This window comes from Kaistella chaponensis (assembly GCF_900156725.1).
In the GTDB taxonomy this organism is placed as follows: domain Bacteria; phylum Bacteroidota; class Bacteroidia; order Flavobacteriales; family Weeksellaceae; genus Kaistella; species Kaistella chaponensis.
Map to the genome: position 1 here is coordinate 1 of NZ_FTOI01000019.1, position 19,501 is coordinate 19,501.

The 19,501-nt window shown below is 34.9% G+C and carries 21 protein-coding genes; 9 read left to right on the forward strand and 12 right to left on the reverse strand.

Annotated features, from left to right (window positions below):
• Positions 1-132: 132 nt before the first annotated feature.
• Both BW932_RS13775 and BW932_RS13780 read right to left on the reverse strand, forming a co-directional pair.
• Positions 133-555, reverse strand: coding sequence for a type II toxin-antitoxin system VapC family toxin (locus BW932_RS13775; protein ID WP_076388591.1), 423 nt, complete (start codon positions 553-555; stop codon positions 133-135).
• Positions 556-558: 3 nt separating this feature from the next.
• Positions 559-813 carry a DUF6364 family protein gene (locus BW932_RS13780; RefSeq protein ID WP_076388593.1) on the reverse strand — a complete coding sequence of 85 codons (255 nt, stop codon included), beginning with the start codon at positions 811-813 and terminating at the stop codon, positions 559-561.
• Positions 814-913: 100 nt separating this feature from the next.
• Between BW932_RS13780 and BW932_RS13785 the strand changes: the two genes are divergently transcribed.
• From BW932_RS13785 to hemL, 3 genes are all read left to right on the forward strand, one after another.
• On the forward strand, positions 914-1,825 hold the full coding sequence (locus tag BW932_RS13785; protein WP_076388595.1) for a 1-aminocyclopropane-1-carboxylate deaminase/D-cysteine desulfhydrase: 912 nt from the start codon (positions 914-916) through the stop codon (positions 1,823-1,825).
• 154 nt (positions 1,826-1,979) lie between these two features.
• A complete protein-coding gene (locus tag BW932_RS13790) occupies positions 1,980-3,029 on the forward strand; it encodes a glycoside hydrolase family 73 protein (RefSeq protein WP_076388597.1) in 1,050 nt (349 codons plus the stop codon).
• Between the two features lie 46 nt (positions 3,030-3,075).
• The gene (gene hemL / locus BW932_RS13795) at positions 3,076-4,359 is read left to right on the forward strand and encodes a glutamate-1-semialdehyde 2,1-aminomutase (RefSeq protein WP_076388599.1); all 1,284 of its coding nucleotides are present in this window, start codon (positions 3,076-3,078) and stop codon (positions 4,357-4,359) included.
• 252 nt (positions 4,360-4,611) lie between these two features.
• Here the strand turns inward: hemL and namA are convergent, their stop codons facing one another.
• Both namA and BW932_RS13805 read right to left on the reverse strand, forming a co-directional pair.
• Complete coding sequence (namA, locus tag BW932_RS13800) at positions 4,612-5,658, reverse strand: NADPH dehydrogenase NamA (RefSeq protein WP_076388626.1); 1,047 nt, start codon at positions 5,656-5,658, stop codon at positions 4,612-4,614.
• 550 nt (positions 5,659-6,208) lie between these two features.
• Positions 6,209-6,766 carry a YciE/YciF ferroxidase family protein gene (locus tag BW932_RS13805; protein WP_076388601.1) on the reverse strand — a complete coding sequence of 186 codons (558 nt, stop codon included), beginning with the start codon at positions 6,764-6,766 and terminating at the stop codon, positions 6,209-6,211.
• 223 nt (positions 6,767-6,989) lie between these two features.
• On the opposite strand from BW932_RS13805, the gene cdd reads away from it, so the two are divergent.
• Positions 6,990-7,469: a cytidine deaminase gene (cdd, locus tag BW932_RS13810; protein WP_076388603.1), complete on the forward strand. Its 480-nt coding sequence runs from the start codon at positions 6,990-6,992 to the stop codon at positions 7,467-7,469.
• A gap of 53 nt (positions 7,470-7,522) precedes the next feature.
• Positions 7,523-8,407, forward strand: coding sequence for a Ppx/GppA phosphatase family protein (locus BW932_RS13815; RefSeq protein ID WP_076388605.1), 885 nt, complete (start codon positions 7,523-7,525; stop codon positions 8,405-8,407).
• A 12-nt stretch (positions 8,408-8,419) separates the two neighbouring features.
• Here the strand turns inward: BW932_RS13815 and BW932_RS13820 are convergent, their stop codons facing one another.
• The 6 genes from BW932_RS13820 to BW932_RS13845 form a co-directional block, all read right to left on the reverse strand.
• Positions 8,420-8,893: a hypothetical protein gene (locus BW932_RS13820; RefSeq protein ID WP_076388607.1), complete on the reverse strand. Its 474-nt coding sequence runs from the start codon at positions 8,891-8,893 to the stop codon at positions 8,420-8,422.
• Positions 8,894-8,897: 4 nt separating this feature from the next.
• On the reverse strand, positions 8,898-9,389 hold the full coding sequence (locus BW932_RS13825; RefSeq protein WP_076388609.1) for a metallophosphoesterase family protein: 492 nt from the start codon (positions 9,387-9,389) through the stop codon (positions 8,898-8,900).
• 201 nt (positions 9,390-9,590) lie between these two features.
• Positions 9,591-9,875 (reverse strand): HepT-like ribonuclease domain-containing protein, encoded by a 285-nt coding sequence (locus BW932_RS13830; protein WP_394333212.1) that lies wholly within the window; start codon positions 9,873-9,875, stop codon positions 9,591-9,593.
• A gap of 46 nt (positions 9,876-9,921) precedes the next feature.
• Positions 9,922-10,218 (reverse strand): nucleotidyltransferase family protein, encoded by a 297-nt coding sequence (locus BW932_RS13835; protein ID WP_076388610.1) that lies wholly within the window; start codon positions 10,216-10,218, stop codon positions 9,922-9,924.
• 199 nt (positions 10,219-10,417) lie between these two features.
• Positions 10,418-11,053, reverse strand: a complete 636-nt coding sequence (locus BW932_RS13840) for an ABC transporter ATP-binding protein (protein ID WP_076388612.1) — start codon at positions 11,051-11,053, stop codon at positions 10,418-10,420.
• Entirely contained in the window at positions 11,040-11,951 is a 912-nt protein-coding gene (locus tag BW932_RS13845; protein ID WP_076388614.1) for a hypothetical protein, read from the reverse strand. The genes BW932_RS13840 and BW932_RS13845 overlap by 14 nt, the downstream gene beginning before the upstream one ends.
• A 322-nt stretch (positions 11,952-12,273) precedes the next feature.
• Between BW932_RS13845 and truA the strand changes: the two genes are divergently transcribed.
• Positions 12,274-13,005 (forward strand): tRNA pseudouridine(38-40) synthase TruA, encoded by a 732-nt coding sequence (gene truA / locus BW932_RS13850; protein ID WP_076388628.1) that lies wholly within the window; start codon positions 12,274-12,276, stop codon positions 13,003-13,005.
• Between the two features lie 1,361 nt (positions 13,006-14,366).
• Positions 14,367-16,112, forward strand: coding sequence for an ABC transporter ATP-binding protein (locus BW932_RS13860; protein ID WP_076388618.1), 1,746 nt, complete (start codon positions 14,367-14,369; stop codon positions 16,110-16,112).
• Positions 16,113-16,627: 515 nt separating this feature from the next.
• On the opposite strand, the gene BW932_RS13865 is transcribed toward BW932_RS13860, so the two are convergent.
• Positions 16,628-17,914, reverse strand: coding sequence for an aldehyde dehydrogenase family protein (locus tag BW932_RS13865; RefSeq protein ID WP_076388620.1), 1,287 nt, complete (start codon positions 17,912-17,914; stop codon positions 16,628-16,630).
• Between the two features lie 253 nt (positions 17,915-18,167).
• Between BW932_RS13865 and gcvH the strand changes: the two genes are divergently transcribed.
• Both gcvH and BW932_RS13875 read left to right on the forward strand, forming a co-directional pair.
• On the forward strand, positions 18,168-18,545 hold the full coding sequence (gene gcvH / locus BW932_RS13870) for a glycine cleavage system protein GcvH (protein ID WP_076388622.1): 378 nt from the start codon (positions 18,168-18,170) through the stop codon (positions 18,543-18,545).
• A gap of 25 nt (positions 18,546-18,570) precedes the next feature.
• On the forward strand, positions 18,571-18,897 hold the full coding sequence (locus BW932_RS13875) for a VanZ family protein (RefSeq protein ID WP_245820750.1): 327 nt from the start codon (positions 18,571-18,573) through the stop codon (positions 18,895-18,897).
• A 403-nt stretch (positions 18,898-19,300) separates the two neighbouring features.
• On the opposite strand, the gene BW932_RS14335 is transcribed toward BW932_RS13875, so the two are convergent.
• Positions 19,301-19,501 (reverse strand): hypothetical protein (locus BW932_RS14335; protein ID WP_221404520.1); only part of this gene is annotated, 201 nt, incomplete at its 5' end.

Here is a 19,501-nt window from a genome sequence, read left to right on the forward strand (position 1 = left end):
AATAAAATAATCCATCTCATTTTTGCAGTACTCAAATCTGGAAAAAAATATGAAAATAATTACCAAAATAGTTTGGCGGTGTCATAGAAATCAAGTCGGGGCGCAGATTCCGTTTGAAATTAAATTTTTTTTCTAATGATTTTTTTTCAGCGTCTCCAAATAACTTTCCCCATTCAGTACCGGAATAAGTGCGTTTTTAAAATCTTTTTCATTTCTTGTAACAATCAAATCACAATTAGAAGCAAGCGCACTGAAATACTGCATCGCATCCTCAAAATCTTTGAAATTAGAATTGATCGCTTTTTCAATAACTTCATCATCCATCATAGAAATGGAGCAGAGTACCTTAAATTTTCTAATTTTTTCCAATGCAATTTTAGTATTTTCAAACCTCGAAAGGAGATAATAAGTATTGGAAATTGATGTAGTAGAAGTGTAAATCTCAATTTTCTTTTGATCAGCTAAAGTCAATATTTTCGCTGCAGGTTGATAAAAATTCGCTCTTTCTCCGAGAAAATCAATAACGATATTCGTATCTAAAAATATCTTTTGCATTTTTTACTGATGTTTTTGGTCTAAATGATCAGTGTAATCTTCTCTTAAAGTTTTCCAATCTACATCGGCCGGAATGCTTTTTCCGCTCGAAATACTTTTCACGAAAGGAGAAATCTCAAAATCCTCATTCTCTTCTTGCGTAATCGAGTCCAGATAGTTTTCAATCAATCGAGATAAACTCAGTTTTTTATTGGAAGCGTATTTTTTTGCACGATCAATAACTTTCTCATTGAGTTTAAGCGTGAGTTTAGAATCCATAAAATAATTTATACGTACAAATGTAATAAACTTGTACGACATTTGCATTTTGTTGTATAAGTTTTTGTATTGTTCCAATATTTCGTTCAACTTTGTCCCAATGAAAATTCCCGAAATTTCAATTCCCATTATCGAAATTCCTTTAGAAAAAAACATCCGGCTTTTTCTGAAAAGAGAAGACCTTATTCATCCCCATATTTCCGGGAATAAATACTGGAAACTCTTTTATAATATCAATTCTTATTTGGAACCAAAACCAGAAAACCCTTTCATCATTACTTTTGGTGGGGCTTTTTCCAATCATATTGCGGCAACTGCTGCTCTAGGAAAGAAATTTCAATTGAAAGTATTAGGAATAATTCGGGGCGAAGAACTTCAAAATAAATTTCAGGAAAACCCAACCTTAAAACTCGCCCATGAAAACGGAATGGAATTTCGATTCGTGACGAGAGAAGCGTACAGAAATAAAGAATCTTTAACCCAAATTTTACAGAAAGAATTTCCCGAAGCCTTAATCATTCCCGAAGGCGGAACCAATGATCGCGCCGTAGAAGGGATTCAATATATGCTCAATTCTGAAACGAAAAGTTTTGATTATCTTTGCACTGCAGTTGGAACCGGTGGAACAGTCGCCGGAATTTCTAAGTTTGCAGAAGAAAATCAACAGGTTTTGGGTTTCAAAGTAGTTGATGATGACTCCTTATATAATAGAGTTGTAGAACTTTCAAAAAGGAATAATTGTAAACTTATTGAAGCTCACGACGGAGGTTACGGTAAAATAAGCGACGAAAATATCCGTTTTATCAATGTCTTCAAAGAAAAATACGGAATTCAACTGGATCCCATTTACACCGGAAAGATGATGAAGAAGATTTTTGAACTGATCGACAACAATTATTTTCCAGACGGAAGCAAAATTTTAGCTTTCCACACGGGAGGTTTACAGGGGATTTTCGGAGCGAATGAACGATTGAAAAAACAAAATAGACCATTAATTAATTTTTTACCATAAAGTCACAAAAGATTGTAGTTTAAAAAAAAATAAGATTTCATGCAGATTTTGCAAACATTTGAATGACTTATTCCAATAAAACTTTTGCATCTTCCGATAATTATCGGAATGCGGTTAAAAATTAAAATGGGTCCAACCAAAATGTAATTAATTTATGAACAAAATATTTTTTGCTTTTACACTCCTTATGCTATCAAAATTTCATGCGCAGACTTGGAAAACTGATGAGCAATATATCCAAAGATTCGCACCTTTCGCCGTGGAAGAAATGGAGAAATACAAAATCCCAGCTTCGATCACTTTAGCACAAGGACTTTTGGAAACCGGTGGTGGACAAAGCAGATTGGCGCAACAAGGAAATAATCATTTCGGCATCAAATGCAAAGAAGACTGGACCGGAAAAACCATGAAACATACCGATGATGCACCCAACGAATGTTTCCGCGTTTACGATGATCCCCGAGATTCGTATGAAGATCACTCCAAATTTTTGGCATATCGACCGTACTATACCAAACTTTTTTCCCTGGATATGATGGATTATAAATCTTGGGCGCATGGTTTGAAGAAAGCCGGTTATGCAACAAATCCTAAATACGCCTACATTTTAATTGATAAAATTGAAAAAAATAATCTTCAGGAATTTGATAAAACCAATTCCAAAGAGGTTCTTTACACGATTTTGAAAATGTATCCAGACCTGAAAAACGACGGTGTTTTTATGGCGAAGTTGGATCAAAGCAGATCTACATCATCGCCAGTAACGGTGAAAGTTCCTTACGAGCAAGTTTCCTATGCAAAACAGCAAAAAAATGTAGAGAAGATTGTTTCGAAAGCAGAAATTTTAAATGCTATTTTAATTAAAAGTCACCCGAATGAAGGATTGAAATTTGTAATTATTCAAGAGGATTTAGAATTAGCTGACGTGTCGAAAAAATTCGGGATCAGCGAAAGTCGCCTCAGCAAATGGAATGAATTAGACGGAACCCAACTAAAAAGAAACGATATTTTATTTTTAGAAAGTAAATCTTCCGCCGGAAATGTAGCTACTTACAAAGCGCAAGTCGGCGAATCCATGCATGATATTTCCCAGAAATTCGGAATTAAACTCAAAAAATTATATGCGAAGAACAGAATGGATGAAGGTCAACAACCAAAATCCGGACAACTCATTTATCTTCAAAGCAAAAAACCAAGATCCTAATTAGTTCCAAAAACCATCAACCAACAACCAACCATCAACCAAAAATATGTTATACCAAAGAAGTTCAGCGTTATTCGACGAAGCTTATCATTATATTCCGGGCGGCGTCAATTCTCCCGTTCGTGCTTTTAAATCTGTAGGCGGCGTTCCTATTTTCATGAAATCTGCAAAAGGTGCTTATATGACCGATGTTGACGATAATCAATACATCGAATACATCAATTCCTGGGGTCCCGCAATTCTCGGACATACGCATCCTGAAGTTTTAGAAGCCATTAAAAAGCAGGCGGAGAACGGTTTTTCTTATGGAACTCCCACCGAATTGGAAACCGAAATCGCAAAATATATCGTAGAAAATGTGCCGAACATCGACCAGATCAGAATGGTTTCTTCCGGAACTGAAGCCTGTATGAGCGCGATTCGTTTGGCTCGAGGTTTTACGGGAAGAAACAAATTCATCAAATTCGAAGGATGTTACCATGGTCATTCCGATTCTTTTCTCATTAAAGCTGGAAGTGGAATGGCGACATTCGGAAATCCCAGTTCTCCCGGCGTAACTCCTGGAACTGCGCAGGATACTTTGACTGCAACCTACAATGATTTTGAACAGGTGGAAGATTTATTCCGACACAATCAAGGTGAAATTGCCGCCATCATCATCGAACCGGTTGCCGGAAATATGGGTTGTGTTTTGCCTGAGAACAATTTCCTTCAAAAATTAAGAACATTGTGCGACGAAAACGGAGCGCTTCTCATTTTCGATGAGGTGATGACCGGATTTCGTTTGGCTTTTGGAGGCGCGCAGGAATTGTACGGCGTGAAGGCAGATCTTGTAACCTTCGGAAAAGTGATTGGTGGTGGACTTCCGGTCGGTGCTTTTGCCGGACGAAATGAAATCATGGATCATCTTGCGCCAAAGGGTGCGGTGTACCAAGCCGGAACCTTGAGCGGAAATCCTTTGGCGATGCGTGCAGGTTTGACGACTTTGCAACTCATTAAAAAAGACGAAAACTTTTACGCAAATCTTGCTAAAACCACCGAAACTTTAGATTTCGAAATTGGGAAAATATTAAACGCGAAGTCGATTCCGCACCGAATTAATAGAAAAGGTTCCATGATGAGTTTGTTTTTTCATGTGAATGCGGTTTCTAATTTCAAAGAAGCAGCAGATGCCAATCACGCTTTGTTCAATAATTTCTTCCATCAATTGTTAGAAAAAGGAATTTATTTGCCACCAAGTGGCTATGAAACCTGGTTTATTTCAGATGCCATTAAAGAAACTGAGATCGATAAAACGCTGGAAGTCATTCGAAAATTTGAATATTCATAAGCAAAGAGCACTTTTTGCAATAAATTGAGCGGAAAGTTTGTCGCTGCCTAGAAACAAACTTTCCGCTCTTCCGGAAAGCTTGTCGCTGCCTAGAAACAGACTTTCAGATGTGCCCGAAAGGTTGTCGCACCTCTGCAACAAACTTTCGGGAAAATTGAAAAGCAATTATACGCTTGCTTTCATTAAAACATCGGAAAAAGAATAAAAAAAAGCCATCTCAATTGAAATGGCTTTTTTAGTGGATGCAAAATTCTAATTTTTTGCTCTGTCATATTGGTGCGGGAAAAAGCAATCGTCGTTATTTTTGAATGAGCCGCGAACCGGAAGGTAAGGATTCCTCAGAAGTTCACGAGCTACAAAAATGAGATCAGCCTGATTGTTTTGTAAGATTTCCTCGGCTTGCTTTGCGCTCTTTATTAGTCCTACAGCGCCGGTTTTAATTCCAGTTTTTGATTTGATTTTGGCCGCAAGTGGAACCTGATATCCATCAAACAAAGTAATTTTAGCACCGTGAATATTTCCACCACTTGAAACATCGATGAGATCAACGTTTTTATTCTTTAATATTTCTGCTAATTGTACGCTTTCTTCGATATTCCAACCGTTTTCTGCATATTCGGTACCGGAAATTCTTACAAAAAGCGGGTGATTGTCATCGAGCAATTCATTCACTGCTTCCACAATTTCTACCAAGAATCGAATTCTGTTTTCGAAACTTCCACCGTATTCATCGGTTCGTACATTCGACAAAGGCGACAAAAACTGGTGAACCAAATATCCGTGCGCCGCGTGAATTTCAATAAGATCGAAACCTGCTTCCAAAGCTCTTTTCGCAGCATCCTGAAAATCCTGAACGAGTTTTTTAATTTCTTCAATCGTTAATTCATGCGGAATTCTTTCTTCCTCGGAATAGGGTATTTTTGAAGGTGCAACGGTTTCCCAACCTTCTTCCAGCGGCAATTGTTTTCCATTCCACGTCGAAGCTTTTCTTCCGGCGTGAGCCAATTGAATTCCGATCTTGCTGTCGGAATTTTCATGCACGAAATCCACAATTTTTTTCAAAGCTTTTCCCTGTTCATCGTTCCAAAGTCCCATACATTTGTTGGTAATGCGACCTTCGGGAACCACGCCGGTTGCTTCTACGATGAGTAATCCGGTTCCACCTTGCGCACGACTTCCGTAATGAACATAGTGAAAATCGGTGGCGACACCATCATTGCTGGAATACATGCACATTGGCGACATCACCCAACGGTTTTTAATTTCGAGATTTCTCAATTGAATTGGAGAATATAAAATCATAAGTCTTTATTTTGATTAAGGCTGCAAATGTACACAAAGCGAACAGCAGGTTTGGGTATTTTTCATTTATTATATCAATTTTTAGAAGTGGGATTATTGTGCAACAATTCTATTCTTGCTTACATGAAATAGGTGATGAGTGGTGGATTTTATTTAAAAAGAGATCGGTGGAAAGGGAAGAAATCAATTGTCTTTTTATAAAACTGTATTAAAGTAATCATCCGATGATGGTCGCAACGAACGGACTTTCGCCCTGATTATATCTTTGTAATCGCTTTATTTAATCGGGTTTTTTAGAAGTGTAATTCCTCTTAGTGGTAAATGTAGCTATTGAAAAAAGGAGAGAAATCTTGGGATTAAGTGCGTGAAGCAGCATCGAAAATGATTTGTATTTTCTGAAAATGGGACATAAGAATTACATTCTTATGATAGGTTTTTTAAAAAAATAGCCTTCGATAATGAGATTTCGAAAGGTCGTTGAAAAAGTAAATAGTAGAACTCCGCAATGAAAAGGAGCTTGAAAGGTTCTTGACGGAATTTGGCGTGCCTAATTTTTATATTCTTCTACATGAGAGGCTAGAAAAGCGTCGAAGATGCGATTTAAATGATTGGCAATAAATTCCTCTTCTTCCTGCGCACTCACTGCTAATAATGTTGCAGCTTTATGGTAGTTCAGTTTAATTGCAAGATGGGCAAGACCACCATAAGAAGCTATTTTATAATGCGCCAGTTTTTGAGCAACAAGAATAAGGGCAATTTCCCAATTTACAGGATCATTTGTAAAAACCGCAAGTTGCTTTTTCCCTTCTGATAGCAAGGCATTGAAAGTAATACAGTTTTTAACATCGATGATTTCATCTTTTAAGCGGAAGATTTTTTCCAGGCGTATTTTATGCTTAAGGAGAATGGCATAATGATTTTCGAGAATTTTCTTTAAGTTGAGAGAGATGATTTGATTTGTGATAAGCGCGAATTCTTTGTCTATTTCGCATTCTGTATAATACATTTCCTTTAAAGAATGGATAAAGAAATCCTCTAAAACAGATTCCGAATGGGGATGATCTTCTTGGGGTAGGTCACGAATGTTTTTGTTTAAATTTTTCATAAGGTTCATTTTTGGATCTCAAAATTCAAAATGACTTCAAAATTGCAAGAGTAAAATTACTATAAGTCTCCGATAAAGTTTACCGTGATTTCACCTATTTTTTAGTTATTTTAAGTTTAAATTTTTTCTAATTAATAGAAAATCCTTTCTAAAGCTATTCTAAATTTACGCCAAAACATTTTTTCAGAAAAATTAAGTACCTTTACCTCCCTATTTTTAATCCATGCAAAAAGAATATACCACCAGTTTTGAAGCCTTTGAGAGTTACGATCATCTTGACGAAACTGAAAAAAAACTATTCGACACTGCCCAAAAATTTCGCAAGATTGCATACGCACCTTACTCCAATTTTACAGTAGGTTGCGCAATTTTATTAGAAAACGGCGAAATTATTTCTGGGAGTAACCAAGAAAATGCGGCTTATCCGTCGGGATTGTGTGCAGAACGAACCACCATTTTTTGGATCGGGGCCAATTTCCCTGATGTGAAAATCAAGAAGCTTTTTGTTATTGGTGCACCTCGTGAAGCTTTAACTTCCGTGCCGATTCCACCATGTGGAGCGTGCCGACAATCAATTCTGGAATATGAAGCCAAACAATTAGATCCTATAGAAATTTATTTTGCCTCACTGGATGGAGCAATTTATAAAACAAAATCAGTTCGTGATTTGTTGCCTTTTTCTTTTGATTCTTCCTATCTTTAAAGAAGAAATTCTTCCTTGAATTTTGTGAAAATTTCCAAAAAATTTTAGAAAAAATGAGAATTGCAGCCATCGATATTGGGAGTAACGCCGCGAGATTACTGATCAATGAAGTTACCGAAACCAAAAAAGGCAAGCCAGAATTTACCAAACTCAATCTTTTGAGAATTCCACTCCGTTTGGGAATGGATGTTTTTACGAAAGGAGAAATCGGACCCGAACGAAAAACAATGGTTTTAGATTCCATGCGAATTTTCAGTGATTTAATGAAAATTTACAAGGTGGAACATTATCGAGCCTGCGCGACGAGTGCAATGCGTGACGCCAAAAATGGTCCGGAAATCATCAAAGAAGTCCAGAAAAATTCTGGAATTGATATTGAAATTATTTCTGGTGATGAAGAAGCGTCGCTGGTTTTCGAAAATCATATTGCAGAGGGACTCGATAAAAATTTCGCATACTTATATATTGATGTTGGAGGCGGTTCTACAGAACTCAATTTTTTCGAAAATGGAAAAAAGAAGTATGAAAAATCGTTTAATATTGGAACCATTCGATTGCTGAATGGTTTGGTTAAAGACGATCAGTGGAAGGAAATGAAAGAAGAAATCCGAAAAAACATCAACAGCAATCATCCAATTTTGGCGATTGGTTCTGGTGGAAATATCAACAAGATTTTTTCCATGAGCAAAACAAAAGATGGAAAACCAATGTCGACCGCATTTCTGAAAAAATATTACAAGGAAATGAACGGATTAACCGTGGCGGAAAGAATGACGCAGTTTAATTTACGCGAAGATCGTGCAGATGTTTTGGTTCCCGCCTTGGAAATCTATAATAACATTATGAGCTGGAGCGATATCGACAAAATTTTTGTGCCGAAGATTTCTGTTGCCGATGGATTAATTCATCATATTTATGATGGTTTGAAGAAGAAATAAATGAAATTTTCTTTAAAATTCATCGTCATCTTCCTCATCCAGAAAATTTAATTCATCATCTCTTTGAACGTAATCTTGTGAAATTCCAGGTGGATTAAAAAGTCCCCACTCATCAACGATGAAATGTTTAGAATTAAAAGTTAAAACCCAATCACGGAAAAGTACACGGAATTCTTCAATTTCTTCCCGGACAATTTTGTAATAATTTGCTTCTTCAAAACCGTGCATTTGCAAACTGTGATAAAGTACCATTAACTCTCGTCCGCATTTTCTGATAATTGCGGCGTTTTCCATTTTTAAATCCCAAAGATTTACAGATTCGGCACCCACAATTTTTGCCTGAATCGTGTAAATATTTTCCAGCATGTGCAGCTTTGTAAACTGTAAAGGTTTATTGTCTTCGGGTATTAAATCCGTGATAATCTTTAGGATATCATAAATTTCCTGTGATTTTTTGAAAAGTGCGGTTTCTCGATGTTTATTCATTAGTTCACTTTTTGCCCAATTCTACAATTTCTAAATTTTCGATTTGATCACCAATGATTTCAAAACGCATCATGGTTCTCATTTGATGCCATCCAACTTTTCCGATCGCACCAGGATTGAGGTGAAGCAGTTGTTTTTTTTGATCATACATGGCTTTAAGAATATGTGAATGTCCGGAAATAAAGAGTTTCGGTGTTTTTTCTTCGATTTCTTTTTTGGCTAAAGGCGTATATTTTCCCGGATAACCGCCAATGTGAATCATCAAAACTTCTACTTCTTCACATTTGAATCTTAAAACTTCGGGAAATATTTTTCGGATTTCCGTTCCGTCGATGTTTCCGTAAACGCCGCGTAAAGGTTTGAGTTTCTCCAGTTTTTCAATGACATCCAAATTTCCGAAATCTCCGCAATGCCAAATTTCATCTGCATTTTTTGCATACTCTAAAATTCGGTCGTCGATATAAGAATGAGAGTCGGAGAGGAGGAGAATTTTCATGGCGTAAATTTCCTGTTTTTTTTTTGAATGAAGTGAAGGGAATAAGTTGATTTTTTTTGATGCTGTAAGGTTTTGCAGCTACAAGAAGTTGCGTACTTCAGAACGAATTATTTTCTGTTAAAGATAAAATTTCTTACGAAACGTAAACTTGAACTCACCACAAAGTTCGCAAGTGCGAGAAACGGATGTTACCGCTAGTTTTTATTCTCTATTTAGGAATTCAGAAATTTGCTTATTCATATCAGGAATCTTGTTTTTCAGGACATCCCAAACAATGGCGTAATTAACTCCGATATAATCATGTATTAATCGATCACGCATTCCAGCCATATTTTTCCATGGAATAGTATCCCATTTCACTTTGAAGTCAGCAGGAATTTTCTTTGTAGCTTCTCCAATAATTTCCAAACTTCTTACAACTGCTCTTTTCAAAGTTTCATCTTCCATAAAATCTTCAAACAATAAGTTTTCGCTAACAGAAATGATGTATTAACATTCGTCGTGAAGATGTCTAAGATATTCTTTTGGCTCTTTAGACATATTGAACTTCATTTAAGATTTTCGGACCAATATAAGGACTCAAGCCATTCTTGGTGACAACTTCAATTTTTTCGTTTTTGAAGATTTTTTCAAATAAATCATAAGCCGCCATATAGTTGTCAAAGTTTTCTTTTTCTGGTTCGAAATCAATTAACAAATCAATATCACTTTCGCTCGATTGCTCATTGCGAATATAAGACCCAAACAAGCCAACATTTCGAATACCGAATTTCGAAAGTCTAAGCTTATTAGATTTTAGTGTTTTTAATATGTGTTCTTTGGTTGTCATTTCAAACTTTCTTCAAATATACAAAAGTTTGTCTTTTGAAACTTTGGTCAACGAAAATTGGCGGAAACGGTTGGATATTTCTGATGGCGGGTTAAAAACACGAAAACTTTCTACTTGCTGAAAATTGAACTAATAGCTGAAATCTTCGATGAAACTTGATTCCGCTTGAAGAAATAGTTTGTTTATTTCTCGTTCTTTTTCAGAATTTGAAATTTTGCAGTTGTTCATATTCAGATTTTTCGTAAATTTTTTCAATTTGACCATTTTGTAAAATTGCAATTTTGTCGCAAGTATGAAATAGAGTTTCAATGATGTGCGAACTTACAATTACAATTTTATTTTCGGATTTTAAATTTCCAATTATATCATATAGAATATGAACACCCTCAAAATCAACTCCATTAAATGGCTCGTCTAAAATATTGATAGGCTTGTCTAATAGTAGCATTCCAATAAGTGCTAATTTTTTTTGCATTCCGCTCGAATAATATTGGACAAATTTGTTTAACGGAAGATTAAATTTTTCAATTAGCTCGATATATTTAGAATTATTAATTTCTTTAAAATATGAAAGGTATTCTTTTCCTGTGATGTAAGGATAGAAATAATTTTCGGTTTCTAAGTAGGAAATTTGTTCTCTTTTTAAATGCTGGTTTTCTAAAATAACTTCTCCTGAAAATTTCACACTTCGATATAGCGACTCAAAGAAAGTTGTTTTTCCCGCTCCATTTTTACCTAATATTCCAACTATTTCTCCATTTTCAATATTTAAATTGAAATCTTGCAAAACTTTTTGGTTTTTAAAGCTTACATTTAAATTTCTAACTTCCAACATACAGTTTAATGTTTTTTTTGGATGTTCTTATATTTTCTCTCAATACAAAAATAGCGGGAATCACAGTGATACTGCAAAAAAAGTATTCTAAAAACACACCCATATTAAAATAATTTGTTTTTTCTTTATGGTTATAGACTTTGTATTTTCTTGTCAAAATTAGCAAAAAATAAAGATTCATAAATACAATGTAATAGATTAAGTAAATACTATCTTTAGAATTTAAGATTAGAAATCCTAAATATGTTGGCAAAAGTAGAAGGTTGAAAAAATAAACATTTGATTTTAATTTTTCTTCAAAGGAATGCTTCTTAAAATATATTTCCAACATTTCCTTGCTTTCATTATGTTCATAAATGTTTGAAAAGAAGTCTAATATAAAAATGCCCACAAAAATTAATAATGCAGTTTGATAAGCAGATAAAATAATAATTACATAGCCTATAATTGCAAACCAAGTATTTTTCCTCAAAAAACTCCGCCATTCAAATAAAGATTCTGGAATAAAATTCCATTTAAGAGAAAAATCTGGTTTTGTTTTTGGGAATAAAAATGAAAATAAAATCAATACAAAAAACAACGAAGACCCAAAATTATCAAGGATGTAATTTATATTTCCTAATAATAACAATGCGTAAATGATTGCTGATTCAATATAAATGATCATTCTCCAATTCTTCACAAAGACTTTTTTTAGAAATGGGATGTCTTTTCTATTTATGTGAAAAATCAAGGTTAAACCAAAGAAAATTGCAGGATAATAATAGTTTGAAGGTAGTTTTACAGCAATCAAAACACCTGTAACAATTAAAATAGGAAGACTTATTTTAGGATTCAAATTCAATATTCTGAAACCTTGTTGAATTCTAAAAATTAAATGGTTAAATATTTTTTTCAAATCCTTGTTTTGTGTGGCGCTCTGCTTTTAGAATGACGGCTAACTTGTTTATACTTCCTACTTCGTCAGACAGATCCACCCGATTTCGGGGAGATTGGTCTTATAAAACTGGCCTTTACTTTAAATCAAATATATAAAAAACCTCAAGAACTTTTAGCCCCGGTTGAAACGGCATCCTTTTTTGTGATTGCGATGGCGTGCATTTTCTACGGAATGCTTCCTTTTGTTCGCAATAACAAAAAAGATACAGTGGAAAACGGGACCGAACTTTCTGAGAAAATCCAGTTTTTCTGCTCCTAAAATTTCAGTAAATTTGCAGCCGATGAGGTATTTTATTGAGTTTTCTTATTCCGGTAAAAATTATTTTGGATATCAAATCCAGCCGAACCAAATTTCTGTACAGGAAGTTTTGGAGAACGCTTTGTCCACCATTTTACGCGAAGAAATTAAAACAACTGGAGCGGGAAGAACCGACACCGGCGTTCATGCGAAGAAAATTTTCGCCCATTTCGACACGGAAAAAGATCTCGGCGAAAATCTGGTTTACCAACTCAACAGTTTTTTGCCCACTGATATTTCAATCAAGCGCGTTTTTTCGGTGAAAGACGATTTTCATGCCCGTTTTCATGCCACTTTTCGAACGTACGAATATTATATTTCTCTGGATAAAAATCCTTTTACACAGGATTCTTCCTGGCAAATCTGGAAACGGGATTTGAATATTGATTTGATGAATGAAGCCTGCAAAATCCTTTTTGAATACGAAGATTTCACGAGTTTTTCTAAATTACACACCGAGAATAAAACCAATAACTGCAAAATTTACAAAGCGTTTTGGGAACAAAATGGAACCGAAATTAAATTCATGATTTCTGCAGACCGTTTTTTGAGAAATATGGTTCGAGCGATTGTAGGAACCATGGTTGAAATTGGAAACGGAAAAATTGCACCTTCAGATTTGCGAACAATCATCGAAGATAAAAACCGAAATTCTGCGGGAACTTCTGCACCTGCACAAGGTTTGTTTCTGGTTGATGTGGGTTATGAGTTTTGAGTTTTTGAGTGTTTGAGATTTTGGGTTTTTGAGTATTTATTGAACCACAAAAGTCACAAAAGTTCGATCATGCTGAAGTTTTTTACTATTTTTTAAAGATAAAAAAAGGGACACTGTTCTTATTTTTACTTTAATACGCTTTAAAGTTCCGTCCGCTTTTGTGACTTTTGTGGTTGATTTGGGTTTTGGGTTTTTGAGTATTTGTTGAACCACAAAAGTCACAAAAGTTCGATCACGTTTAAGTTTTTTACTACTTTTTAAAGATAAAAAAAGGGACACTATTCTTATTTTTACTTTAAGACGCTTTATAGTTCCTTCCGCTTTTGTGACTTTTGTGGTTGATTTGGGTTTTGGGTTTTAGAGTATTTGTTGAACCACAAAAGTCACAAAAGTTCGAGCACGTTTAAGTTATTTACTATTTTTTTAAAGATAAAAAAAGGGACACTGTTCTTATTTTTACTTTAAGACGCTTTATAGTTCCTTCCGCTTTTGTGACTTTTGTGGTTGATTTGGGTTTTGGGTTTTTGAGTATTTGTTGAACCACAAAAGTCACAAAAGTTCGATCACGTTTAAGTTATTTACTATTTTTTTAAAGATAAAAAAAGGGAGATTGTTCTTGTTTTTACTTTAATACGCTTTCTAGTTCCTTCCGCTTTTGTGACTTTTGTGGTTGATGTGGGTTATTAGTTTGGAGTGTTTGAGTTTTTGGGTTTTAGAGTTTTTGAGTATTTGAGTGTTTGATTTTTTGAGTATTTTTTGAACCACAAAAGTCACAAAAGTTCGATCACGTTTAAGTTATTTACTACTTTTTAAAGATAAGAAAAGGGATACTGTTCTTATTTTTACTTTAAGACGCTTTAAAGTTCCTTCAGCTTTTGTGACTTTTGTGGTTGATTTGGTTATTAGTTTGGAGTGTTTGAGTGTTTGAGTTTTTGGGGTTTTGGGTTTTTGAGTATTTATTGAACCACAAAAGTCACAAAAGTTCGAGCACGTTTAAGTTATTTACTACTTTTTAAAGATAAAAAAAGGGACAATGTTCTTATTTTTACTTTAAGACGCTTTAAAATTCCTTCCGCTTTTGTGACTTTTGTGGTTGATGTGGGTTATGAGTTTTGAGTGTTTGATTTTTTGAGTTTTTATTGAACCACAAAAGTCACAAAAGTTCGATCACGCTGAAGTTATTTACTACTTTTTAAAGATAAAAAAAGGGAGATTGTTCTTGTTTTTACTTTAATACGCTTTCTAGTTCCTTTCGCTTTTGTGACTTTTGTGGTTGATGTGCGTTGTAATTCCTTAAACATCGTTCATTAAATTTTTCAGCGAGTCAAAATTCCTTATTTTTGCAGAGATTTTTACAATTTATGAAGCAGCAATCGACTTGGGATATTATTAAACGGCTATTTGTAATCGGAATGAAATTTCGGTCCTGGTTTATTGTCACTTTAATTATTTCTCTACTTCTCGCCACCGTTTCTACCTATCGACCGTACTTAACGATGTTGATCGTGGATACAGATATCATTCAGCTTCGAGACAAGGAGTTGATGATGAAGCATATTTACATCTTGGTGGCCTTGGTTTTTGGGGAAACGATTTTGAATTTTTTCCTGGTCTATTTTTCTAATTTTATTTCCCAAAATGTAATCCGCGACATCCGGGAAAGATTGTACCATAAACTGATTTATTTCCGCACTTCTTTTTTTGATAAAACCGCGATCGGCCAATTGGTAACAAGAGCAGTTGGAGACGTAGAAACCATTGCAACCGTTTACACGGATGGATTCTTGATGGTTTTTGGAGACATTCTAAGAATCGTTTTCGTATTGGTCATGATGTTTCAAGTTGATGTCCATTTAAGTTATATTTCTTTGGGAATTCTTCCGCTAATGGTTTTGATTACGAGATTTTTTCAGAAAAAATTGAAGAAAGCCTTTACAGATGAGCGATCGTGGACTTCGAATCAAAACTCTTTTGTACAGGAACGACTTTCGGGAATGTCGCTGATCCAGGTTTTTAACCGACAAAAAGCGGAGTTTCAGAAATTCGATGAGATCAATATTACCTTGAAATCGGCGCTCCTTCGAACCGTTTTTATTTTCTCCCTTTTTTTCCCGGTTGTTGAATTAATTTCGTCCTTATTTATTGGGTTTATCCTTTTTTATGGAGGTTTTATCACCATCAAAGCTGGAGCGGTGATCGCTTTTATTCAATATATTTCGATGTTGATTCGCCCTTTAAGACAAATTGCAGATCGGTTCAATAATATTCAGAGGGGAATTGTTGGCGCAGAAAGAGTTTTGGGCGTGATGGATGAAGATTTTGCGCTTCCCAATGAAGGTAAAATTTCGAAAAATCATTTTGATGGAAAAATAGAATTTAAAAATGTGCATTTTGCGTATGATGATAAACAGGAGGTTTTAAAGGGAATCAGTTTTAAAGTAAACCCCGGAGAAACCGTGGCAATTGTTGGGGCAACTGGAGCCGGAAAATCGACCATTATCAGTTTAATCACAAGATTGTACGACATCAATTCAGGTAAAATTTTGTTGGATGATGTAGAATTAAAGGAGTACGAACTCTACAATCTTCGAAGTCATATCGGAGTTGTTTTACAAGATGTGTTTTTGTTTCACGGCAGTATTTTCGAAAATCTTGCTTTTGGTGACGAAACGGTGACATTAGAAAAAATAAAGAATGTAGCAAAAGATATCGAAGTTGATGCCTTTATCGAAAGTCTTCCCGGCGGTTATGACTATGTAGTGAGAGAGAGAGGTTCCTCGATTTCTTTGGGTCAAAGACAGTTGTTGTCGTTCTTAAGAGCTTATTTATCGGATCCGAAAATTTTGATTCTCGATGAAGCGACTTCCTCCATCGATCATGAAAGCGAAAAACTTATTCAAAGGGCGACGGAGAAAATTACGAAAAACCGAACTTCCATCATTATCGCGCACCGACTTTCAACCATTGAAAAAGCCGATAAAATTATCGTCATGGAACATGGCAAAATTGTAGAGGAAGGAAAACACCTCGAGTTGCTTGACAAAAACGGCTATTATGCGACTTTATATAAAGCGCAGTTGAAAGTAGAAGTTCAGGAAAGCGAGTAAAAATGCTTCCCAACGAAGTTAGTACGTAATCCGGAACAGCGGAAAGCTTCCCAACGAAGTCAGGACGCAATCCGGAACAGCGGAAAGCTTCCCAACGAAGTCAGGAAGTACTTCGGAACAGCGGAAAGCTTCCCAACGAAGTTAGGACGTACTCCGGAAAAGCGGAAAGCTTCTCAACAAAGTTAGGACGTAATTCGGATGAGCGGAATTTCACAAGACGTTTTCAAGAAACTATTAGAAATCGTCGAACCACTAAAAGCACAAAATTTAGATGAAGGTCTTTAGATTTTAATGTTCAGATAACTTTTTGCGTTGAATCTCATTTGTACTTCAAAAGGTACGGAGCAAAATTTGAGGAAAAATTTTGGGTGAATTTTATAATTTTTAAAGAAAAGAAGCCCCATTAAAAAGCAGGTTTTAAAAACTAAAACCTGCTTTTTGATGGGGTATAAATATGAAATATTAAACGATCCGGATTAATTTCAAAAATGAATGGATCTGAAAAAAAATCAATTTCAGTTCCCTACGATCGTCTTCATATTAACAAATTCTTTCAAAGCATGCAGCGATAATTCTGTTCCGTAACCCGAAGATTTTGCGCCGCCAAAAGGCAATCTCGGATCAGAACTCGATTCTTTATTCAAACTTACCGTTCCGGATTCTAAGTGATCGATAAATAATTGTTGTCTTTTTTTATCTTTCGTCCAAACCGAATTCGACAAACCGAAAGGAATATCATTCGCAAGTTTCAGGGCCTCTTTGTCATTTTTTGCAATCATCACCATTCCGAGCGGTCCGAAAAGTTCATCTTGAAGAATCGGATTTCCTGCTTTTACTTTGATTAATCCTGGGATAAATTCATTTTTAGAAATTCTTTCGAGTGGCAAAATAATTTCTGCCCCGAATTTGAGTGCTTTTTTATACTGTTTCTCTAGTTCATCTGCCAAATCCGGACGAGCCATTCCGCCAATCAAGGTTTCTTTTTTCAGAGGATTTCCGGGAATATATTTTTGATATTCCTTAATGAACATTGGTAAAAATTCCTTTTCAATATTTTTCTGAATGATGAATCTTTTTCCGGCGTTGCAGGCTTGTCCGCAATTTTGAAGACGCGCTTTTGCACCGCTTGCTGCAGCTTTTTTAAAATCGGCATCATCTAAAACGATGAAAGCATCACTTCCGCCCAGTTCCAGCAAAGATTTTTTAATGTTTTTTCCTGCGATAGAAGCGACTTCAGCGCCGGATTTTTCACTTCCGGTTAAGCTTACACCTTTAATAATAGGATTTTCTAGAACTTTTTTTACGTCTTCATGTCCAATTTCTAAGTTTTGAAAAACTTCTTTCGGAAAACCAGCTTTCAAAAATAACTTCTCGATCATATTTCCACTTCCAAAACAAATGGAAGCATGTTTCAAAACAACAGTATTTCCGGCCAAAATCACTGGAACTGCAAATCGTAGAGCTTGCCAGAAAGGGAAATTCCACGGCATCACACCCAAAATGACTCCTTTTGGAACAGAATGAATTTCAGAAACTCGAAATTCGGTTTTGATTTTTTCTGGTTTTAAAATGTTTTCTGCTTCTGCGTAATAACGGGTCATTAAAGCACACTTTTGAACTTCGGAGATCGATTGCGTGATAGGTTTGTTCATTTCCTGTGTAATGATCTTCCCAAATTTTTCGGCGTCTTTTTCTAAAAGACTTGCTAGCTTCTGCAAAAGTTTTTGCTTTTCTGTGAAGGGAACGGTTTTCCAATTCTCAAATGCTGTTTGACTTTTGGCTAACTTATTTTCTAAATTCATTATTTATTTTTTGGTTGGTATATAAAGGAGGTCAATTAAGATCCTTTATTCTGAAATTTTTTCAAGAAAACAAAGATACTAAAATGGCGAAAAACAAATGATTGGCGTCTAGAGCGATTTTGCCATTTCAGTTTTATTTATCAGTTTTAGTATTCCAGTTATATAAAGAAGGATTCAGAAATTTAAATAATGCGTAGAAACGTTTGACGGTCGGAGAATTTTAATTAATTTTGAAAAATAAAATATTATAAAAATGAATACACCGTCAGAATTAAAGTACACGAAGGATCACGAATGGGTGATGATTGATGGACACATCGCAACAATCGGAATTACAGATTTCGCACAAAGTGAGTTGGGCGACATTGTTTTCGTAGATGTTGATTCTGTTGATGATGAACTTTCTTCAGGAGATGTTTTCGGAAGTGTAGAAGCCGTGAAAACAGTTTCTGACCTTTTTTCACCTTTAGCGGGTACTGTAATAGAGTTTAATGCAGATTTAGAAGATCAACCTGAGTTGCTGAACAGCGATCCATACGGAAAAGGCTGGATCATAAAATTGGATATCGGCGATTCTGCAGATACTACAGAACTTCTTTCAGCGGAACAATACCAAGAATCTCTTGGATAAGATATCAAAATTATTTCGTAAGATTTTGCCCATTTACTGGGCATTTATTACTTATATGCTTTTGCGTCCTGGCTTAGAGAATAATGAATTTCCTTTTATGTTCGAGGGAATTGATAAGCTTTTACATCTCAGCATTTTCGCAATGCTTGGTTTTTGTTTTATGGCGGCAATTCCAAAGATTAAATTTCTGTATTTTTTTCAGATCATGATTATTTATGGTTTGCTTACAGAAATTCTTCAGGATGAAATGCATTGGGGTAGGTCTTTAGAATTTTTAGATCTAATAGCAGATACTGTTGGATGTTTATGTGGATATTTTGTATTTAAAAAATTAAGGAGTTTAACAATTTGATTTTTATAGATCTTCTGAATCTCTAGTTCATGATATATAACCTTTCTTGCAATGTGTAAGAAAGGTTTTTATTTGAGTACTCTAAAAGTATTTTTATTCTTAAAGTTAATCATGTTTTACTGATCGATACTTTTTTACATCTATATATATAAGTAATGATTGCCTTTTTAATAAAGAAGTCATTTGGGAGTATTAAAGTTGATCATTCAGTAATATTTAAGAGTAATCAATTTAAATATTAATGAATCTATTCAACGACCTATTATTTAAAGTGGCATTTGTCCCCTGATAATTGAGGGTCGAAAGGTTCTTATTAAAGTTTCTATTTTTAAATTTGATCATCTATTTTGAAAATTTTTGATATTTCATGGTGTTTGCTCCAAATATGAAATTGATAAAATGTTCAAAAATGCTTAGTTTTTAAGCTTTGTTTTTTACTTTGGTGCATAATTCCGAAAAAGTGGATAACTTTTATATTGTGTATAGGATTATGGGCCAGTATATTATGATTTAAGTATTGGAAATATTGGTAAAATATGGTTAAAAATTTGCGAGATGTTGATATAGTTTTTACATTTGCACCACTCAAAAAAAGAGTAGCGAA